Raw genomic sequence first — 18,739 nt, forward strand, 5'->3', positions numbered from 1 at the left:
GCGCAGATGTCGATCACGCGCCCGTTCGAGCGTCGCCCACATGATGACGGCGCACCGCGCGCCTCACGATTCCGGAGCCCTCCATGAAGATCACTATCGAACGCCTGGTCCGCACCGATCCCGCCACCGCGTGGACGCTGTACAACAGCCCCGATCACATCGTCCGCTGGAATGCCGCGAGCGAGGACTGGCATTCGCCGCGCAGTGAGGTGGACCTGCGCGAAGGCGGCCGCTTCACCACCCGCATGGAGGCGAAGGATGGCAGCATGGGTTTCGACTTCGAGGGCACCTACACCCGCGTGCAGCCCGGGACGCTGGTCGAGTACCGCATGGACGACGGACGCGAGGCCGCCGTGCAGTTCGAACCGGCGGCCGGAGGCGTTCTCGTCCGCATCGTCTTCGATGCCGAATCCGAGCATCCGGCCGAGATGCAGCGGGAGGGCTGGCAGGCGATCCTCGACAACTTCGGCGGCTATGCGGAAGCGGTCGGGCGCCGGAGCTGACCCGCCCGGCGACCGACCGCGCGTGTTACCGCGGGCGCCCCGCTTCCGGCACGAGGCGTGGACACGCGATCGCACCCGCGCAGCCCCTTGCCTCAGTGCGTCCCTTTGGCCTTGCGCCGGTAGTAGTCCTGCAGCACGAACCAGGCCTTCTTGCGTTCGCCGGTCTCGGACAGCAGCCCCTTGCGGTTGAACTCGTCCTGGATCCCCGCCAGCTGCCGCCGGGGCGAACGGAAGTCGACCAGGATCCACGGCGACGTGCCGACGAATCCATCGATGCGATCGAGCATCGGCAGCGTCCTGCGGTAGAGGTCTTCCTGGTATTCCTCGCTCCAGATCTCGTGCGCGGCCCCGTGCCGGCCGTGGCGCGCCCCAGCGCCGAACTCGCTGACGAACACGGGCTTGTCGTACGGGATCTCCCAGCGCACGCGGTCGGCCTTCTCCGGCCGGCCGTCGTACCAGCCGATGTACTGGTTGAAGCTGACCAGGTCCACCAGCTCCGCCAGCGGGTCCTCGACCACCGCGACATCGGGGTCGTCGTCGCGGTAGTGCTTCTCCATCGCCGCGCTCAGCAGGCGGGTGTCGTCCAGAGCGCGCGCAGCCGTGGCCAGTCGGGTGAGGAAGCGGTTGCGCGCCGGCGACACCGGCGTTTCGTTGGCCAGCGACCACACGATCACCGACGCGCGGCTGCGGTCGCGCCGGATCATCGCTTCGAGCTGCGCCTCGGCATTGCGGTAGGTGGATTCGTTCTCCCAGTCGATCGTCCAGTAGACGGGAATCTCCGACCACACCATCAGCCCGAGTTCGTCTGCGAGGCGCACCATGTCCTCGCTGTGCGGATAGTGCGCCAGGCGGACGAAGTTGCAGCCCAGTTGCTTCGCCCACAGCAGCAGTTGGCGCGCCTGCGCCGCATCGCGCACGCGGCCGCCGCCGTCGACCGCGAATTCCTCGTGGATCGAAATGCCGCGCAGGAACACCGGCGCGCCATTGAGCAGCAGTGTCTTGCCGCGCGTCCCGATCGTGCGCAGGCCGACGCGATCGGCCAGGCGGTCGTCCCCGCTGGAGACGTCCACACGGTACAGCCGCGGGTTCTCCGGGGACCACAGCTCGGCGTCTGGCGCGCGGAAGCGGAAGTCCGCGCGGCCGCTCGCGTCCGCGGCGACGGTTTCGTGGATGCCCAGTTCCGGCAACGCCAGCGTGACCTGCTCTCCGCCGCGCGCGCCGTCGAGCTGGACGCTGGCGGCGACCTCGCGATCGTCGAGCGAGTCCAGCGCCAGGCGGTAGTCGCCCACGAACACTGCCGGCACCACCAGCAGCGACACCGGGCGCGTGATGCCACCGTAGTTCCACCAGTCGGTGTTCAGGGTCGGCACCGCATCGGCGCGGCGCTTGTTGTCGACCTTCAGCACCAGTGAATTGCCGCCGGGACGGAGCCTGCCGGTGACTTCGAAGTGAAACGGCGTGAAGCCGCCTTCGTGCACGCCCAGCTTGCGGCCGTTGAGATAGACATCCGCGCGATGGTTCACCGCGCCGAAATGGACGAAGACGCGATCGTCGTCCCGCCGCGCGGGCGCGTCGAAGGTGTGCCGGTACCACACGCTGCCTTCGTAGTAGTACAGCTTCGGGTCCTGCGTGTTCCAGTCGCCCGGCACCTGCAGCGTGCGGGACCGGTCGAAGTCGTATTCGACCAGCTCCCACGGCTGGCGCGGCTTGGCATCGGTGAAGAAGGCGCCGGCCGGCGGCTCCTCGCGCTGGTCGAAGGGCTGGTAGCGGTAATCGTAGTAGCCGTTCTCGTAGGGATCGACGATCGCCCGCCACTCTCCGTCCAGCCGGATCGCGTCGCGGGCGTGGACCTGGAGGATGTCCCCGGGGTCCGCGCGGACTCCGCAGACGCACAACAGCAAAGCCAGGGCCTGCAGCCAGCGCGTGCCGATCACCATGTCCGCCCCGTCCCCTCGCCCGCCGAGCCCGCGCACAGCATAGCGCGCGCCTGACTGGCGGCCTGCATGCCGCGGGCGGCTGCGACGTGGGCGCGTGCGCAGCCATCCTGGCCGTGCCGGCGGTTGACGCGCTCTTGCCGCGCTGCGTGCCAGGGTTTCCCCTCACCCGAGAGGAGCCTGCCATGGCCAAGGCCAATCCCACCCGACCCGATCCACCCGAAGACGAGGCGCGTACCGGCGACGCCGGCGCACCCGGTCAGGAACGCGGCGGTCCGGTTCTCAGGGATCCGAGATCACGCGCCGCGCTGGAAGACATCGGTGTCGACGACCCTGGCAACCTGCTTGATCCGGAACTGGACGAGGAACCCGGCGACCGGGATGCCAGCGGGCGGTCCTTCGCCGACGACGTCCGCAGCGATGCGGTGCCCGGCGCGGCGCCGCGCGAGAGCGGCGATACCTGAGCAGCACCGCAGGACATCGCGCCCGCCTCCGGCGCGGCGCTCACAGCATCGGCAGGTTCAAGCCGTTCTCGCGCGCGCAGGCCTCGGCGATGTCGTAGCCCGCATCCGCATGCCGCATCACGCCGGTGCCCGGATCGTTCCAGAGCACCCGCGCGATCCGGCGGTCGGCTTCGGGCGTGCCGTCGCACACGATCACCACGCCGCTGTGCTGGCTGTAGCCCATGCCGACGCCTCCGCCGTGGTGCAGCGACACCCAGGTTGCGCCACCGGCGACGTTGAGCATGGCGTTGAGCAGCGGCCAGTCGCTGACCGCGTCGCTGCCGTCGCGCATCGCCTCGGTCTCGCGATTGGGCGAGGCCACGCTGCCGCTGTCGAGATGGTCGCGACCGATCACCACCGGCGCCTTCAACTCGCCGGTACGCACCATCTCGTTGAACGCCAGGCCCAGCTTGTGGCGCTGGCCCAGGCCGACCCAGCAGATGCGTGCGGGCAGGCCCTGGAAGCTGATGCGCTCGCGCGCCATGTCCAGCCAGCGATGCAGGTGCGCATCGTCGGGAATCAGTTCCTTGACCCTGGCGTCGGTCCTGTAGATGTCCTCGGGATCGCCGCTCAGCGCGACCCAGCGGAACGGGCCGATGCCGCGGCAGAATAGCGGGCGCACGTAGGCGGGGACGAAGCCCGGAAAATCGAAGGCATTGGCGCAGCCTTCGTCTTTCGCCATCTGCCGGATGTTGTTGCCGTAGTCGACCGTCGGGATGCCTCGCGCATGCAACGCCAGCATCGCCTCGACGTGCACGCGCATCGACTGCTTGGCGGCATCGCGCACACGCTCCGGATCCGCCTTCTGTTGCTCCAGCCACTGTTCGACGGTCCAGCCGACCGGCAGGTAGCCGTGCACCGGGTCGTGCGCACTGGTCTGGTCGGTGACGCAATCGGGCCGTACACCGCGCCGCACCAGCTCAGGCAGGATCTCGGCCGCATTGCCCAGCAGGGCGATGGATTTCGCCTCGCCTGCCTTCGTGTACCTGTCGATGCGCGCGAGCGCGTCGTCGATGTCGTCGGCCTGCTCGTCCACGTAGCGCGTGCGCAGGCGGAAATCGATGCTGCTCTGGCGGCATTCGATGGTCAGCGAGCAGGCCCCGGCCAGCGAGGCGGCCAGCGGCTGCGCTCCGCCCATGCCGCCCAAGCCGGCGGTCAGGATCCATCGTCCCTTCAGGCTGCCGCCGTAATGCTGGCGGCCCATCTCCACGAACGTCTCGTAGGTGCCCTGCACGATGCCCTGCGAGCCGATGTAGATCCAGGAGCCGGCCGTCATCTGGCCGTACATCATCAGGCCCTTGCGATCGAGCTCGTCGAAGTGCTCCCAAGTGGCCCAGTGCGGCACCAGGTTGGAGTTGGCGATCAGCACGCGCGGCGCATCGGCATGCGTCGGGAACACGCCCACCGGCTTGCCGGACTGCACCAGCAGGGTTTCGTCGTCGCCAAGGGTGCGCAGCGTCGCGAGGATCGCATCGAAACAGGCCCAGTCGCGCGCGGCACGACCGATGCCGCCGTAGACCACCAGATCCTGCGGGCGTTCGGCGACCTCCGGGTCGAGGTTGTTCTGCAGCATCCGGTACGGCGCTTCGGTGAGCCAGCTGCGGCAGCTCAGGGTCTCGCCGCGCGGAGCGCGGATCGTGCGGGAGGCGTCGTGGCGGAGATCGGTCATCGGGCGGCAGCTGCGTCTCGGGTGAGGGAGAAAGTGTGCGCCGCGCACCGGCGGCTGGCCACCCGCGCCCGACCGCGAACGCCCCCTCCAGCCGCTCCGGCCGCCACCGGTTGCGCGAATCCGCACTCCATGTATACACTGTATACATGGCTCGACCCGATACCGCCCGACAGATCATCCAGGCTGCCCGCGCCCTGTTCGAGGACGAGGGGCCGGAGGCGGTCAGCATGCGACGGGTCGCGGAGGCGGTGGGCATCACCGCGATGGCGATCTACCGCCACTTCCCGAACCGCGATGCGCTGCTCAAGCGCATCAGCGACGACAGCTTCAACGAGATCGCCCACCACTGGACCGCGCGCAAGTCCGGAGGCGATCCGATCGCGCAGCTGATCGCGATCCAGATGATCTACCTCGACTACGCGATCGCCCATCCGCACCTGTTCGACCATGCGTTCTCCGTGCGCCGCGAGGACGCGCGCCGGTTTCCCGAGGACTTCCGCGCGCGCCGGTCGCCCACGCTCAACGTGGTGCACGACGCGGTGGTGGAAGCGCAGGACATCGGCGCCCTGCGCACCGGAGACGCCTGGGACATCGCGATGACGCTGTGGGCGCACTCGCACGGACTCGTCGCGCTCTATCGCGCCGGCCGCTTCAGCTTCGACGCACGCCGCTTCCAGGCGTTCTACCGTGACTCGTTGGGGAGACTGCTCGATGGCCTCAAAGCCTGATCTTCTGCCGCGCTGGGCCGCTCCGATCGCCGTGGCAGGCACGGCCGCGCTCTGGTGGCTGGCCGCGGGCCTGCAGCCGTTGTGGTGGGCCGCATGGCTGGCGCCGGTGCCCCTGCTGGCCTATGTCGTACGCGCGCGCGCCCTTCCCTCGGCGCTGGCCACGGTGCTGGCGTTCGGACTGGGTGGCATGACCCTGTGGACCTACGTGCACGAGGTGATCCGCCTGCCGCTGGCGGCCTGCGTGCAGATCGTGCTCACGCCGGCCCTGCTGATGCTGCCGCCCGTGCTGCTGTTCCGTGTGCTGGCGCGCGGCGGCCGGCCGCTGGCGGCGACGTTCTCGCTGCCGCTGACGGCCACCGGGCTGTCGTGGCTGGCGGCGGCCACCTCGCCCCACGGCACGTACGGCCATATCGCCTATTCGCAGATGGAGGCGCTGCCCGTGCTGCAGGTCGCCGCAGTGACCGGGCTGTGGGGTGTCGGTTTCCTCGTCTGGCTGTTCGCGGCGGTGATCGTCATGGTCACCCTGCCTGCCGGCACACGGCACGCGCGATGGCGCGCCGCGACGGTGTCGGCCGCGCTGGTGGTGGTGGCGCTCGGATACGGCACATGGCGCCTGCAGGCCGACGAGCCGGTCAAAGACCTGCGCGTCGGCCTGGTCAGCATCGGGACACGCGGCGGCAACGAGGCCGAGCTCGACACCGCGGACGGCCAGCGCGTGCTCGACGCCTACGTCGCGCGGATGGAACGCCTCGTCGACGACGGTGCACAGCTGCTGGTGGCCCCGGAATCCTCGCTGCTGGTGCGCACGCACTCGATTCCCGCGCTGCAGGCGTTGGCGGATCGGCGTGGCGTACGCGTGCTGATGGGCGTCGAGGACCACAGCAATCCCGCCCGTTTGCACAACGCGGCGCTGCTGTTCGAACCCCGCGCCACGCAGCCGGTGCCCTACTACAAGCACCACTTCATCCCCGTGTTCGAGGACCGCTACACGCGGGGCACCGTGCGCACCATCCTGCCCGGATCGCCACGCACGGGCGTTGCGATCTGCAAGGATCTGGATTTCACGTCGACCGGCCTGGCCTACGCCCGGCGCGATGTGCAGCTGCTGCTGGTGCCGGCCTGGGACTTCGACGTCGACGCCTGGATGCATGGGCGCATGGCGGTGATGCGCGGCGTCGAGGGCGGATTCGCCATGGCGCGTACGGCGCGGAACGGAGACCTCACGCTCAGCGACGACCGCGGACGGGTCGTGGCGGAAGCCTCCGCGGCCGGCGTGGCCGAGCCCGTGTCCCTGGTGGCGGACCTGCCGCTGCGCGACACGCGGACGCCCTACCGCCTGTGGGGCGATGCGTTCGCCATCCTCTGCCTCGCGCTGGCCACGTTGCTGGCGTTCGGAGCGGTGCGCATGCGTGGCAGGCCCGTTGCGGACGCGGCAGGCCGATAGCCCGGGGCAGGCGGCGGCCGCACCAGGCCGGACGATGCCGTGCGTCGGGTCCAGCCCGACGACTCGACCGGTCGCCTGCACAGGCGCGCCGCGCTCATGCGCTACGGCGACGGCGCGCCGATGCGACGGACGGCTTCGGCGATCATGAGGCCTGCGGGTTGCGGCCTGCGGCCTTGTCCGGCCTACGGCTCCATCGTCGCGACTGTCCCGGATACACGCGAGAAGCCGCCCCTACAATCGCGCGCCCCGGATGCGGCCTGCGGCCTTATCCGGGCTACGGCCTTGTCATCGCGAACGTTCCGGATGCTCGCGGAAGAAGCCGCCCGTATCGCCGGGCGCGTAGCCCGGGTAAGCGAAGCGCACCCGGGACCCCAGGGTCAATGCCGTCGCAGTTCGCGCTTCTGTTGCCCTTCCGCCAGGCGTACGGGATCCGGCGGAGTCCGACCCATCAATGTCATCCGGCCCAGACCAGCCGTGCGACCTGGCAGTGAGCGGGGACCAGGCAGCCCGGCCTGGTCGCCGCCGTCCGAAGCCGATCAGCGGATCGAGGGGTCCAGCCTGCGCAGCGCGTCGCGCACGTCCGCCGAGCCGGTGCTCTCGATATCCTCGCGGGTATACACGCGTCCCGCGGCACTCACGCATTCCTGGTCGGCGCTCTTGCCGCGGTTGCGCGTGACGACGATGCGCGAGCCGGTTTCGCGGATGCAGAAGCGGTCGTCCGGATCGTCCTTCTTGACCACGGCGCGTCCGGCTTCCTCGGGCTCCTCGTCCTGCGCCCAGGCAGCGGCCGGAACGGCGGCGCAAGCCAGTGCCACCATGAGCGCGGCGAGCATGGAAGGACGGGAACGATGAAGGCGGCGAAGGTTCATGGGAGCACCTGCGTGGCAGTCGGCCGAATCGGCCACCCGTTACGATACGCCCCGCACTCCCGGATTCAACGCGCAGGACCGTCGTGGTTCAGACCGCTGTCAGCGGACCTGTCCCAACCGCATGCGGCGGCTGAATACGCAGAGATCCCGCCTTCATGCCGGACGCATCCCACCAGGGCGATACCGATCCTGCGCGCCCTCACTCTGCGGCGCTTCCGCGAACGATGACCGCCTGACCCTCGATTCCCTGCGGCCGAGGCCGACCTGGACCCCGATGCTTCGCACGCGCGCGATGCGCCCGCTGCCGCGCCACGCATGCCTGACACAGTCGCATGCAGCACCGGACTGACGCGCTGCGTGCGCTGCCGGAGCCCCCGGATCCGGTGATACCGTGCCTGTCACATCCACCCGTATCATCGGCGGATGATCCGATTGCACCGTGCCGGCGCGCTGGTCGCGCTGATCTGGCTCGCAGCCTGCGCCACTTCGCCATCCTTCCCGCCCAGCCCGCACGACGCCGTGCGCAGCGTCCTGCTGGTGTCGCTCGACGGCGTACATCCCGACTACCTCGGCCGCGGCGATACGCCCCGGCTGGACCGGCTCGCGCGAGCGGGCGTACGCGCCGAATGGATGCGGCCTTCGTACCCCTCGCTGACGTTCCCCAATCACTACACTATCGTGACCGGGCTTCGACCCGACCGTCACGGCATCGTCCACAACACGATGCACGACGACGACCTCGGACGTTTCCGTCTGGCCGACCGCGATGCCGTCGGCGACGGGCGCTGGTGGGGCGGCGAGCCGCTCTGGGTCACGGCGGAGCGCGCGGGGCTCGCCACCGCCACCCTCTCGTGGCCGGGCAGCGAAGCGCCGGTGCGCGGGGTGCGTCCGGCGCGCTGGCATGCGTTCGACCACACGCGACCGGTCGATACCCGCGTCGATATGGTCGTCGAATGGCTGGACGCTCCCGCTGCGCGTCGTCCCCGCTTCGCGACGCTCTACTTCGAGCATCCCGACAGCGCGGGCCACGCGCATGGGCCGGATTCGCCGCAGCTGCGCAAGACGATGCGCATGATCGATGCGGCCATCGGACGGCTGGTCGACGGCCTCGAGGCGGCCGGCGTGCGCGACGAAGTGGACCTGGTGATCGTCTCCGACCACGGCATGGCGGAGGTGGTCGACGGCCACGTCGTGCTGGTCGAGGACATGGTGACGCCTGCCCTCGCCAGCATGGTGACGTCCGGCCAGGTGGTGGGCTTCCGACCGGTCGCCGGCCGCACGGCAGAGGCCGAGCAGGCATTGCTCGGACGTCACTCGCACTACCAGTGCTGGCGGCGCGACGCGATGCCCGCCCGCTGGCATTACGGCCTGCATCCGCGCGTGCCGCCGATCGTGTGCCAGATGGACGTCGGCTGGGATGCGCTGCCGCGCGAACACGCCGCACGAAGGCCTGCCGGAACCCGCGGCTCGCACGGCTTCGACCCCGACGCGCCGCAGATGCGCGCCATCTTCATCGCCAACGGACCGTCGTTCCGTCGCGGTGCCACCCTGCACGGGTTCGACAACGTGGATGTCTACCCGCTGCTGGCGCGGCTGGTAGGTGTGCCGCCGGTGCCGAACGACGGCGATCCAGACACCCTCCTGCCGGCGCTGCGCGACCCGCCCACCAGGCGTGCGGACCGGAAGGACCATCCTGCGCATTGATGTCCGAAAACGGCGAGTTCCGGCCGGACGGCGGCGCTAGACTGCGCCCATGTCGAACACCTCCCTGCCCGATGCCGCGATCTGCGAACAGGCGCGCCTGAGCCGCGACCCGCGCTTCGACGGGCTGTTCTTCACCGCGGTGTCCAGTACCGGCATCTACTGCCGCCCCACCTGCCCCGCGCCGGCTCCGAAGCCGCGCAACGTGCGCTACTACGCGAACGCCGCGGCCGCCGAGGCCGCCGGATTCAGGCCCTGCCTGCGCTGCCGCCCCGAGCTCTCGCCGGCCGACGGGACCTGGCGCCGCGGCGACGACACCGTGGCGCGCGCGCTCAAGCTGATCGACCAGGGCCTGCTCGCCGAACAGCCGCTGTCCGCCCTGGCCGAGCGCGTGCACGTGGGCGAGCGGCAACTGCGGCGGCTGTTCGTCGACCGCCTCGGCGCGGCGCCGATCGGCGTGCACGGCACGCGCCGCCTGCTGTTCGCCAAGCAGTTGCTCACGGATACCCCGCTCCCGATCACCGAGGTCGCGCTGGCCGCCGGATTCGGCAGCCTGCGGCGCTTCAACGATGCCTTCCGCGCCGCCTACCGCATGGCGCCCCGCGAGTTGCGGCGGCGCCCCCGTGACGCCGGCGATGAGGGGCTCGCCCTGCGCCTGGGTTACCGGCCGCCCTACGATTTCGACGCGATGCTCGAGTTCCTGCGTGGCCGCGCGCTGCCGGGTGTCGAACGCGTCGGGACCGGCGCGTACCTGCGCGTATTCGGAGACGCCGATGCCCCGGGCTGGCTGCGCGTGTCCGCGTGGCGCGGGACCGGCGACGACGATCGCAACGGGCCGGCGCACGCACTGAAGCTCGAGGTGCATGGCTGCCCGCCATCGCGCCTGCTGCCGCTGGTCGAGCGCGTGCGGCGCATGTTCGACCTGGATGCCGATCCGGTCGCGATCAACGCCGCGCTGTCCCGCGACGCGCGCCTGCGCACGCTGGTGCGGCGGCGGCCCGGCCTGCGCCTGCCCAGCGGCTGGGACGGGTTCGAGATCGCCACGCGCGCGGTGATCGGGCAGCAGGTCAGCGTCGCCGCCGCGCGCACCCTCACCGCGCGCCTCGGCCAGCGCTTCGGCACCCCGCTCCCGGACGCGTTCGCGGCGCAAGGCCTGACCCATCTGTTCCCGAGCGCCGAAGGACTGGCCGAGGCGCATCTGTCGGGGCTCGGACTCACCACCGCCCGCGCGGCCACGATCCGCGCGATCGCGCGGGCCGTCGTGGAAGGGCGGGTCGACTTCAACGCCGAGCACACGCTGGACGACTTCGTCCGGCGCTGGACTGCGCTGCCCGGCATCGGCGCATGGACCGCGCAGTACATCGCGATGCGCGCGCTCGGCCACCCGGACGCATGCCCCGACGGCGATCTGGTGCTGCAACGGCAGCTCGCGCCCGTCCCCGGCGCCGCAGACGACGCCGGCGGCCGGCTGTCCGCGGCCGAGGTCCGCGCGCGCGCCGAGCACTGGCGGCCGTGGCGCGCCTACGGCGTGATCCAGCTGTGGCGCGATGCGGCGTTGTCAACGGCGTCGGCGCGCCCCTCCCCGTCCCCCAAAGCCGCGCGCCCGTCGCGCCGGAGGCCTGCATGCATGTCCTGACCACCTTCATCGACAGCCCCGTCGGCCCGCTGTTCGTCGCCGCGGACGACGCCGGGCTGCGCGCGATCGAATTCCGCGACAACCGCCACCCGGTGCGCCGCGATGGCGACTGGCAGCCGGGCGACAGCGCGATGCTGCAACGGGCACGCACACAGCTGGAGGAATACTTCGCCGGCGAACGCCGCAGCTTCGATCTGCCCTTGTCGCCGCGCGGGACCGATTTCCAGCGCACGGTGTGGACGACGCTGGCGTCGATCCCGTACGGCGAGACCATCAGCTACGCGCAGCTGGCCACGCGCGTCGGCAGGCCGTCGGCATCGCGCGCGGTCGGCGCGGCGAACGGTCGCAATCCGCTGCCGATCGTGCTGCCCTGCCACCGCGTCATCGGCGCGGATGGCGCGCTGACGGGTTTCGGCGGAGGCCTGCCCACCAAGCACTACCTGCTCGCACTTGAGGGTGCCCTGCCGCGGGAAGCGCGGCTGTTCGGATAAGCCTGCTCTGCACCAGACCGGCCTCTGGAGCAGGCCATCGGGCGCTCCGCGGGCTTGCACGGTCTGCGACGGCAGGGACCGCCCGCGGTTGCCGGTACACGAGCGCGCGAACCGGATCGAGGCTGCGTGCCGGAGGCCGCGCTCAGGCCAGCAACTTGTCGCGCAGCACCGCGGCGTAGCGCGCCGCGATCGCCTCGCGGTCCGGGTGGCGGCCCTCGGCCACCACGCGCCGGCCTGCGACACGCACCTCGCGCAGCGCGGGGCAGTTGCCGCTGAAGATCCAGCGATCGGCGACATCGGCGGTGGTGGCGCCTGCCAGGAGCGGTGACTGTCCGTCGAGCACGATCGCATCGTCGCCGGTATCGTCGAAGCCGGTGGCGCGCGGCGCGCTGTCGAGCACGCCACGCAGCAGCGTCGCGCCGACGCTCGTGCAGGAGGCTCCCACGGCAACGTTGCGGCGGCCGGACGCCAGCCGCTGTCCGTACTCCAGCCAGCGCAGTTCCTCGACCGGCGACACCGACACGTGCGAGTCCGAGCCGACGCCCCAGGCACCGTCGGCGTCCAGGTAGTTGCGCAGCCGGAACAGGCCGTCGCCGAGGTTGGCCTCGGTGGTGGGACAGACCGCGACCGTGGCGCCGCTGCGCGCGATGCCGGCGACCTCGCCATCGTCGAGGTGGGTCGCGTGCACCAGCGTCCAGCAAGCGTCGACCGGCGCGCTGTCCAGCAACCACTCGACCGGACGCGCGCCGCGGACAGCGAGGCAGTCGTCCACCTCGGCCCGCTGTTCGGCAATGTGCACGTGGATGCGCGTCGCGGTCGGCAGCGCGTCGAGCACCTGCCGCATGGCGTCCGCCGGCACCGCCCGCAGGCTGTGCAGCGCGCAACCCACGCGCAGCTGTTCGTCCTGGCGGGCATGCAGCGCCTCGAACAGGCGCAGGTAGCCGTCGACGTCGTGGCCGAAGCGCTGCTGGCGCGATTCCAGCGCACGGCCGTCGAAGCCGCCGGTCATGTACAGCACCGGCAGCAGCGTCAGCCGGATGCCGGTGTCGCGCGCGGCGGCGATCAGCGCGTCCGACATCGCCGTGGGAGTCGCGTACGGCGCCCCGTCGGGCGAATGGTGCAGGTAATGGAACTCGCACACCGTCGTGTAGCCGGCCTCGAGCATCTCCACGTACAGCTGCGAGGCCACCGCGTGCAGCGCGTCCGGATCGAAGCGCCCGGCCATGCGGTACATCGTCTCGCGCCAGGTCCAGAACGAGTCGGCCGGATGCGTCTGCCGCTCGGCCAGTCCCGCCATCGCGCGCTGGAATGCATGGGAATGCAGGTTGGCGATGCCAGGCAGCCGCCAGCCGGTGGCGACGTCTTCGATCGGGAACGCGGGCGATCCGGGCATCGGCGGGCGCAGTGCGGCGGGAGTGCGTTAGGCTACCGCGCTGGCGCCCACGATCACAGGCCGCTCCGATGTTCGAATCCCTTGCCGTCGCCGGCGTCCTGCTGCTCGCGGTCGCCGTGGTGGTGCTGAAGTCCCGCGAACGCCTGCGCACGCCGGGGGCGAGGCGCAGCCGTCGGCGCAATGGCGATGGCGGTGGTGGCGGCAGCGGAGCGGACCACGACCGCGGCTCGCATGGCGACGGTGGCGACGGGGGCGGTGGTGACTGAGGCCTGGGACGGCGTGCTGGTCGGCGCGCAGCTGGCCACGCTCGATTGCGAGGCGGGCTATGGGGTGATCGAGGACGGGGCGATCGGCTGGCGCGACGGTCGCTTCACCTTCGTCGGCCCGCGCGCCGCACTGCCGGACGCACCGGAGCGCATCGCCGATTCGGTGATCGATGCCGGCGGCGGCTGGGTCACGCCGGGGCTGGTGGACTGCCACACCCACCTGGTGTTCGCGGGCCATCGCGCGGCCGAATTCGAGCAGCGCCTCGAGGGCGCGAGCTACGAGCAGATCGCACGCAGCGGCGGCGGCATCCTGTCCACGGTCCGTGCCACGCGCGCGGCGGACGAGGACACGTTGTTCGCGCAATCGCTTCCGCGCGCACGCGCGCTGCTCGCCGACGGAGTCACGACGCTGGAGATCAAGTCCGGTTACGGCCTGGACCTGGATGACGAGCGCCGGATGCTGCGGGTCGCACGCCGGATCGGGCAGTCGCTGGGCGTCGGCGTGCGGACCACGTTCCTCGGCGCGCACGCGTTGCCGCCGGAGTACGCCAACCGCGCGGACGACTATCTGGCCCGGGTATGCGACTGGCTCGTGGAGTTGCACGGCGAGGGGCTGGTGGATGCGGTGGACGCGTTCGCCGAACGCATCGGCTTCGGCCTCGCGCAGACGCGGCGCGTGTTCGAAGCCGCACGCGCGCTCGGGCTGCCGGTGAAGCTGCATGCCGACCAGCTCAGCGACGGCGGTGGCGCCGCCCTGGTCGCCGAGTTCGGCGGCCTGTCGGCCGACCATGTCGAACACACGTCGGCCGACGGCGTCCGCGCGATGGCGCGCGCCGGCACGGTGGCGGTGCTGCTGCCGGGCGCGTTCCACGTGCTGCGCGAGACGCAGCTGCCACCGCTGCATGCGTTCCGCGCGCACCAGGTGCCGATGGCGGTCGCCACCGACTGCAATCCCGGTACCTCGCCGCTGCTGTCGCTGCGCCACGCGATGCAGCTGGCGTGCACGCATTTCCGCCTGACGCCGGAAGAAGCGTTGCGCGGCACCACGGTGCATGCGGCGCGCGCGCTCGGCCTCGGCGATCGCGGCGCGTTGCGCGCTGGACTGCGCGCGGATTTCGTGCAATGGAACATCGACCACCCCGCCGAGTTGTGCTACTGGCTCGGCGGACCGCTGGCCCGCGCCGTCCACGCCGGCGGCCATCGTCTTTGCTGACCCGGAGAACCCGCATGCCGCTTCGCGCCACCCTCGCCCTCGCGCTCGCGACCACGCTCGCCGCGACCGCCGTCCAGGCGGACGACGCCGCCACCGCGCAGGCACGCGCGCTCGCCCGCGACGCGATCATCGTCGACACCCACATCGACGCGCCCGGCATCCTCTCCTCCAGCTGGGCCGATCTCGGCGTGGCCGCGCCGGACCGGGAGTTCGACTACCCGCGCGCGCGCGAAGGCGGCCTGGATGTCGCCTTCATGTCGATCTATACCTCGGCGCGCGAAGACGCCGAAGGCCGGGCGCGGCAATCCGCGCACGCGCAGATCGATTCGGTCGAGGCGCTGGTCCACCGCCATCCGGACAGGTTCGCCATCCTCACCTCCCCCGGCGACGTCGAACGCCTGCGCGAAGGCGGGCGCGTGCTGCTGCCGCTGGGCATGGAGAACGGCGCGCCGCTGGGCGACGACATCGCGCAGGTGCAGGCCTTCTTCGACCGCGGCGTGCGCTACATCACCCTCGCCCACAGCGCGGCCAACCGCATCAGCGATTCGTCCTACGGCGTGGAGCGCAAGTGGAACGGGCTCAGTCCGTTCGGGCGCGAGGTGATCGCGGAGATGAACCGGCTCGGGATCATGGTCGACGTGTCGCATGTCTCCGACCCCGCCGCCGCGCGGGCGATCGAACTGAGCACGGTACCGGTGATCGCCAGCCACTCGGCGTTCCGCCACTTCACCCCCGGCTTCGAGCGCAACATCAGCGACGCGCTGGCCAAGGCCATCGCGGAGCGCGGCGGCGTGGTCCAGGTGCCGTTCGGCACCCCGTTCGTGAATGCGCAGGCCGCGGCCGACATCCAGGCCCAGTTCCGCGCGCGCGCGGAGTTCGACCGCCGCAACGCCGAGCTCGCGGCGGCCGGAAAGCCCGTCGAGGACGCCCGCGCCTTCGAGGACGCCTGGGAGCGGGACCACCCGACCCCGTCCACGCCGCTGTCCTCGGTGCTCGACCAGATCGACTACGGCGTCAGGCTGCTCGGCATCGACCATGTCGGCATCGGTTCGGATTTCGACGGCGTCGACGGCGCCCTGGCGGACGGGCTGCGCTCGGTCGCCGATTTCCCGAACCTGGTCGCCGGGCTGCAGTCGCGGGGCTACGACGAGGATGCCATCCGCAAGATCCTCGGCGGCAACCTGCTGCGCGTCTGGCGCGAGGTGGAAGCCGGCGCGGCCAGCGCCCGATAGTCCGGCGACGACGGCGCGGCCGTGCCGCCGCGACATGAAAAAAGCCCCGCGATGCGGGGCTTTTCTTTCCTGCCGGGACGCGGGCTCAGTCAGCCTTGGTCGCCTTCTTCACCGCCTTCTTGGCGGGCGCCCTGGTGGCGGTCTTCGCCACCTTGGCCACCGGCGCCGCGGCGCTGCCGCTCGCCTTGGCCACGGCCTTGGGACGCGCATTGCCATAGCTGGAGGTGTAGCGCTTGCCCTTGGCGGTCTTGCGGTCGCCCTTGCCCATCGTCGTGCTCCTGGATCTTCGAATTCGCTGGATGTGTCGGCCCGCGGGCCGTCGCGCCATTGCGCGAGGCCGCGCAGTCTATCACGCAGCCCGACGCCGGACCGGGGCGCGATCAGTGCGCGCAGGTGGCGTCGTGGACGTGGCCGTGGTTGAGCCGCAGGTTCACCAGATGGCCGAGGCCGACCAGGGTGCCGCCCAGGGTCATCGCCACCGCGTGCGGCACCACCGAGTGGTGCAGCGGGCTGTACAGCACGCCGATCCAGAGCACCGCCAGGCCCGGGAGCAACAGACCGAGCGCGCGCAGCGCACGGTGGCGCCGATACCCCCACAGCAGGCTGAAGGCGCCCAGCAGGCTGGCGAACAGCACGAAGCCGAACTCGAGCCCGTCGCTGAGCCACATCGCCAGACCCAGCGAGGGAAGCGCCGCGATCAGCAGCGGCAACAGCGCGCAATGCGCTGCGCAGGCGAGCGAGCCGGCGGCGCCGAAGCGGTCGAGCCAGTGGTGGCGTTGGCGGGGGGACATGACGTTCGGGAGGTTGACACAAGAGGCGTGAGGAGATCGTAATACTATAACATCACGTCACCTTTGGATGCATCGTTCCCCATGCCTGCTGCCCTCCCCGCCCGTTGCCGCCTCTCCGCCGCCCTCCTGCTCGCCCTCGCAGCCACCACCGCCGTGGCCCAGGACGATCCCCGCCACACCGAGATCCGGGATCTGGACGAACTCGTGGTCCGGGCCACGCCGCTGCCGCAGACGGCCGAGGACCTGACGCGCCCGGTGGAGGTGCTGGCCGGCAGCCGCCTGGACGAGGCCAAATCGGCAACCCTGGGCGAGACGGTCAGCCGCCTGCCCGGCGTGCAGTCGTCCTACTTCGGCCCCGGCGTCGGGCGTCCGATCATCCGCGGCCTGGACGGGGCCCGCGTGCAGGTACTCAGCGACGGGCTGGCATCGGGCGACGTATCGACCGTGAGCGTGGACCATGCGGTGTCGATCGAACCCTTCCTCGCCGATCAGATCGAGGTGCTGAAGGGCCCGTCGACGCTGCTGTACGGAAGCGGCGCGATCGGCGGCGCGGTCAACGTGGTCGATGGCCGCATCCCCGAACGCGCGACCGAGGCGCCGCTGGAGGGCCGCGCGGAACTGCGCGCCGGCAGCGGCAACGACGAGCGGACCGGCATGCTGCGGCTCGACGGCACCTCCGCCTCGGGCAACCTGGTGTTCCACCTCGACGCACTGCATCGCGAGACCGGCGACTACGACATCCCCGGCTACGCCGAGAGCGCCGCACTGCGCGAGGCGGAACACGGCGACGACGATGACCATGACCACGATGACGGGCATGGCCACGAGGAAGAAGAAGCCCACGGCACCCTGCCCAACAGCTTCGTGCGCACCGACAGTGCCGCGCTCGGCGTGTCCTGGGTCGGCGACCGCGGCTTCCTCGGTGTCGGCGTCAGCCTGTTCAATACCCGCTACGGCGTCCCGGGGCACTCGCACGCCGAGGAGGACGAGGGGCACGACCACGGCGATGACGATGATCACGACGATGATGATCACGATGAGGACGAGCACGAGGAACAGGAGCACGAACACGGCGAGGACGGCGTCCGCATCGTCATGGACCAGCGCCGCTACGAGGCGCGCGGCGGCCTGGACGGACTCGGCGCGTTCGACACGCTGCGGGTGAAGCTCGCGCGCACCGAGTACACCCACACCGAGTACGAGGGCGACGCGGTCGGCACCGTGTTCGACAACGACAGCACCGAGCTGCGCGCCGAACTGGTGCATCGTGGCTGGGCCGGCTGGGACGGCGCATTCGGGCTGCAGGCATGGGAACGCGATTTCGTGGCCGTCGGCGACGAGGCATTCGTCCCCGGCTCCAGTTCGCGCGACGTCGGCCTGTTCTGGATCGGCACGCGCGAATTCGCCAGCGTCGACCTCGAGATCGGCGCCCGCCACGACCGCAACCGCATCGACGTCGACGAAGCCGAGGCGATCGGCCCGTCGCGCGATTTCGACGCCACCAGCCTGTCCGCGGCGGCGCGCTGGCATTTCGGGGACGACCTGCACCTGTCGTTCGGCCTCGACCGCGCGCAGCGCTCGCCCACCGCCGAGGAGCTCTACTCGAACGGCCTGCACGTGGCCACGCGCAGCTACGAGTTCGGCGATCCCGACCTCGACCGGGAAACCGCCAACCGCGCCGAGATCGGCCTGCACTGGCACCGTGGTCCGCTGCGGTTCGGCGCGGCCGTCTATGCGGTCGACTACCAGGACTTCGTCTACCTCGCCGACACCGGCATCGAGGACGGCGGTACGCCCGCCCACGTCTGGAGCCAGTCGGATGCCCGCTTCACCGGCGGTGAGGTCGACGTGCGCTGGACCTTCCTCGACAACGGCACCGGCCGCTGGACGCTGCGCGGCTTCGGCGACGCGGTCCGCGGACGCCTGGACGGAGACGGCACGCGCGAGGTGTCGTTCGCGGTGCCGCACGGCGACCACGCCCACGACTACACCGTCGACATCGCGCAGACCGGCAACCTGCCGCGGCTCGCACCCTGGCGCGCCGGCGCTGAACTGCGCTGGGAAGGCGACCAGTGGCGTGCCGGCCTCGGCGCCATCCGCTATGCGCGCCAGGACCGGGTCGCCCGGTACGAGGACGAGAAGCCGGGTTACACCCTGGTCAACGCCAACCTCGCCTGGCACCTGGACACCGCGTCCGGACGCGCGCTGGAACTGTTCGTCGACGGCAACAACCTGCTCGACGAGGAGGCACGCCCGCACACGTCGTTCCTGCGCGACCTGGCGCCGCTGCCGGGCCGCAGCGTCTCGGCCGGGGTCAGGTTGTTCTTCTGATCGGAAGCCCGCCGTCGGCCGCGAGCCCCGCGGCC

17 protein-coding genes are annotated in these 18,739 nt (G+C 71.1%); 11 read left to right on the forward strand and 6 right to left on the reverse strand.

What is annotated here, in order from left to right; genetic code table 11:
* The first annotated feature begins 83 nt into the window (after positions 1-83).
* On the forward strand, positions 84-503 hold the full coding sequence (locus QFW81_RS01420; RefSeq protein ID WP_280576775.1) for an SRPBCC family protein: 420 nt from the start codon (positions 84-86) through the stop codon (positions 501-503).
* 92 nt (positions 504-595) lie between these two features.
* Here the strand turns inward: QFW81_RS01420 and QFW81_RS01425 are convergent, their stop codons facing one another.
* A complete protein-coding gene (locus QFW81_RS01425; RefSeq protein WP_280576776.1) occupies positions 596-2,440 on the reverse strand; it encodes a glycoside hydrolase family 2 protein in 1,845 nt (614 codons plus the stop codon).
* 182 nt (positions 2,441-2,622) lie between these two features.
* On the opposite strand from QFW81_RS01425, the gene QFW81_RS01430 reads away from it, so the two are divergent.
* Positions 2,623-2,901 (forward strand): hypothetical protein, encoded by a 279-nt coding sequence (locus QFW81_RS01430; RefSeq protein ID WP_280576777.1) that lies wholly within the window; start codon positions 2,623-2,625, stop codon positions 2,899-2,901.
* Positions 2,902-2,941: 40 nt separating this feature from the next.
* Here QFW81_RS01430 and hutU read toward each other — a convergent pair whose 3' ends face one another.
* Positions 2,942-4,609 (reverse strand): urocanate hydratase, encoded by a 1,668-nt coding sequence (hutU, locus tag QFW81_RS01435; RefSeq protein WP_280576778.1) that lies wholly within the window; start codon positions 4,607-4,609, stop codon positions 2,942-2,944.
* Positions 4,610-4,755: 146 nt separating this feature from the next.
* Between hutU and QFW81_RS01440 the strand changes: the two genes are divergently transcribed.
* A complete protein-coding gene (locus QFW81_RS01440) occupies positions 4,756-5,337 on the forward strand; it encodes a TetR/AcrR family transcriptional regulator (RefSeq protein WP_280576779.1) in 582 nt (193 codons plus the stop codon).
* Positions 5,321-6,781: a nitrilase-related carbon-nitrogen hydrolase gene (locus tag QFW81_RS01445; RefSeq protein ID WP_280576780.1), complete on the forward strand. Its 1,461-nt coding sequence runs from the start codon at positions 5,321-5,323 to the stop codon at positions 6,779-6,781. The genes QFW81_RS01440 and QFW81_RS01445 overlap by 17 nt, the downstream gene beginning before the upstream one ends.
* Before the next feature lie 536 nt (positions 6,782-7,317).
* Here QFW81_RS01445 and QFW81_RS01450 read toward each other — a convergent pair.
* Positions 7,318-7,614, reverse strand: a complete 297-nt coding sequence (locus tag QFW81_RS01450) for a hypothetical protein (RefSeq protein WP_280576781.1) — start codon at positions 7,612-7,614, stop codon at positions 7,318-7,320.
* 459 nt (positions 7,615-8,073) lie between these two features.
* On the opposite strand from QFW81_RS01450, the gene QFW81_RS01455 reads away from it, so the two are divergent.
* From QFW81_RS01455 to QFW81_RS01465, 3 genes are read left to right on the forward strand one after another with little or no spacing between them, the layout of a single operon-like run.
* Positions 8,074-9,354, forward strand: a complete 1,281-nt coding sequence (locus QFW81_RS01455) for an alkaline phosphatase family protein (protein ID WP_280576782.1) — start codon at positions 8,074-8,076, stop codon at positions 9,352-9,354.
* A gap of 49 nt (positions 9,355-9,403) precedes the next feature.
* Positions 9,404-10,987 carry an AlkA N-terminal domain-containing protein gene (locus tag QFW81_RS01460; RefSeq protein WP_280576783.1) on the forward strand — a complete coding sequence of 528 codons (1,584 nt, stop codon included), beginning with the start codon at positions 9,404-9,406 and terminating at the stop codon, positions 10,985-10,987.
* Positions 10,975-11,478 (forward strand): methylated-DNA--[protein]-cysteine S-methyltransferase, encoded by a 504-nt coding sequence (locus QFW81_RS01465; protein ID WP_280576784.1) that lies wholly within the window; start codon positions 10,975-10,977, stop codon positions 11,476-11,478. The genes QFW81_RS01460 and QFW81_RS01465 overlap by 13 nt, the downstream gene beginning before the upstream one ends.
* A gap of 142 nt (positions 11,479-11,620) precedes the next feature.
* On the opposite strand, the gene QFW81_RS01470 is transcribed toward QFW81_RS01465, so the two are convergent.
* Positions 11,621-12,871 (reverse strand): formimidoylglutamate deiminase, encoded by a 1,251-nt coding sequence (locus QFW81_RS01470; RefSeq protein WP_280576785.1) that lies wholly within the window; start codon positions 12,869-12,871, stop codon positions 11,621-11,623.
* Between the two features lie 68 nt (positions 12,872-12,939).
* Between QFW81_RS01470 and QFW81_RS01475 the strand changes: the two genes are divergently transcribed.
* Genes QFW81_RS01475 through QFW81_RS01485 form a run of 3 tightly spaced genes read left to right on the forward strand, consistent with a single transcriptional unit; the run spans position 12,940 to position 15,582 of the window.
* Entirely contained in the window at positions 12,940-13,137 is a 198-nt protein-coding gene (locus QFW81_RS01475; RefSeq protein ID WP_280576786.1) for a hypothetical protein, read from the forward strand.
* The gene (hutI, locus tag QFW81_RS01480) at positions 13,103-14,350 is read left to right on the forward strand and encodes an imidazolonepropionase (protein WP_425603945.1); all 1,248 of its coding nucleotides are present in this window, start codon (positions 13,103-13,105) and stop codon (positions 14,348-14,350) included. Before QFW81_RS01475 ends, hutI begins: the two co-directional genes overlap by 35 nt.
* A 14-nt stretch (positions 14,351-14,364) precedes the next feature.
* A complete protein-coding gene (locus QFW81_RS01485) occupies positions 14,365-15,582 on the forward strand; it encodes a dipeptidase (RefSeq protein ID WP_280576788.1) in 1,218 nt (405 codons plus the stop codon).
* Between the two features lie 85 nt (positions 15,583-15,667).
* Here QFW81_RS01485 and QFW81_RS01490 read toward each other — a convergent pair whose 3' ends face one another.
* Positions 15,668-15,850 carry a 30S ribosomal protein THX gene (locus tag QFW81_RS01490; protein ID WP_280576789.1) on the reverse strand — a complete coding sequence of 61 codons (183 nt, stop codon included), beginning with the start codon at positions 15,848-15,850 and terminating at the stop codon, positions 15,668-15,670.
* 112 nt (positions 15,851-15,962) lie between these two features.
* On the reverse strand, positions 15,963-16,373 hold the full coding sequence (locus QFW81_RS01495) for a MerC domain-containing protein (protein WP_280576790.1): 411 nt from the start codon (positions 16,371-16,373) through the stop codon (positions 15,963-15,965).
* Between the two features lie 81 nt (positions 16,374-16,454).
* Here QFW81_RS01495 and QFW81_RS01500 point away from each other — a divergent pair, with 81 nt between their 5' ends.
* Entirely contained in the window at positions 16,455-18,704 is a 2,250-nt protein-coding gene (locus QFW81_RS01500) for a TonB-dependent receptor (RefSeq protein ID WP_280576791.1), read from the forward strand.
* The last annotated feature ends 35 nt before the right edge of the window (positions 18,705-18,739 follow it).

It is taken from the genome of Luteimonas kalidii (genome assembly GCF_029887935.1).
Taxonomy (GTDB): Bacteria; Pseudomonadota; Gammaproteobacteria; order Xanthomonadales; family Xanthomonadaceae; genus Luteimonas; species Luteimonas kalidii.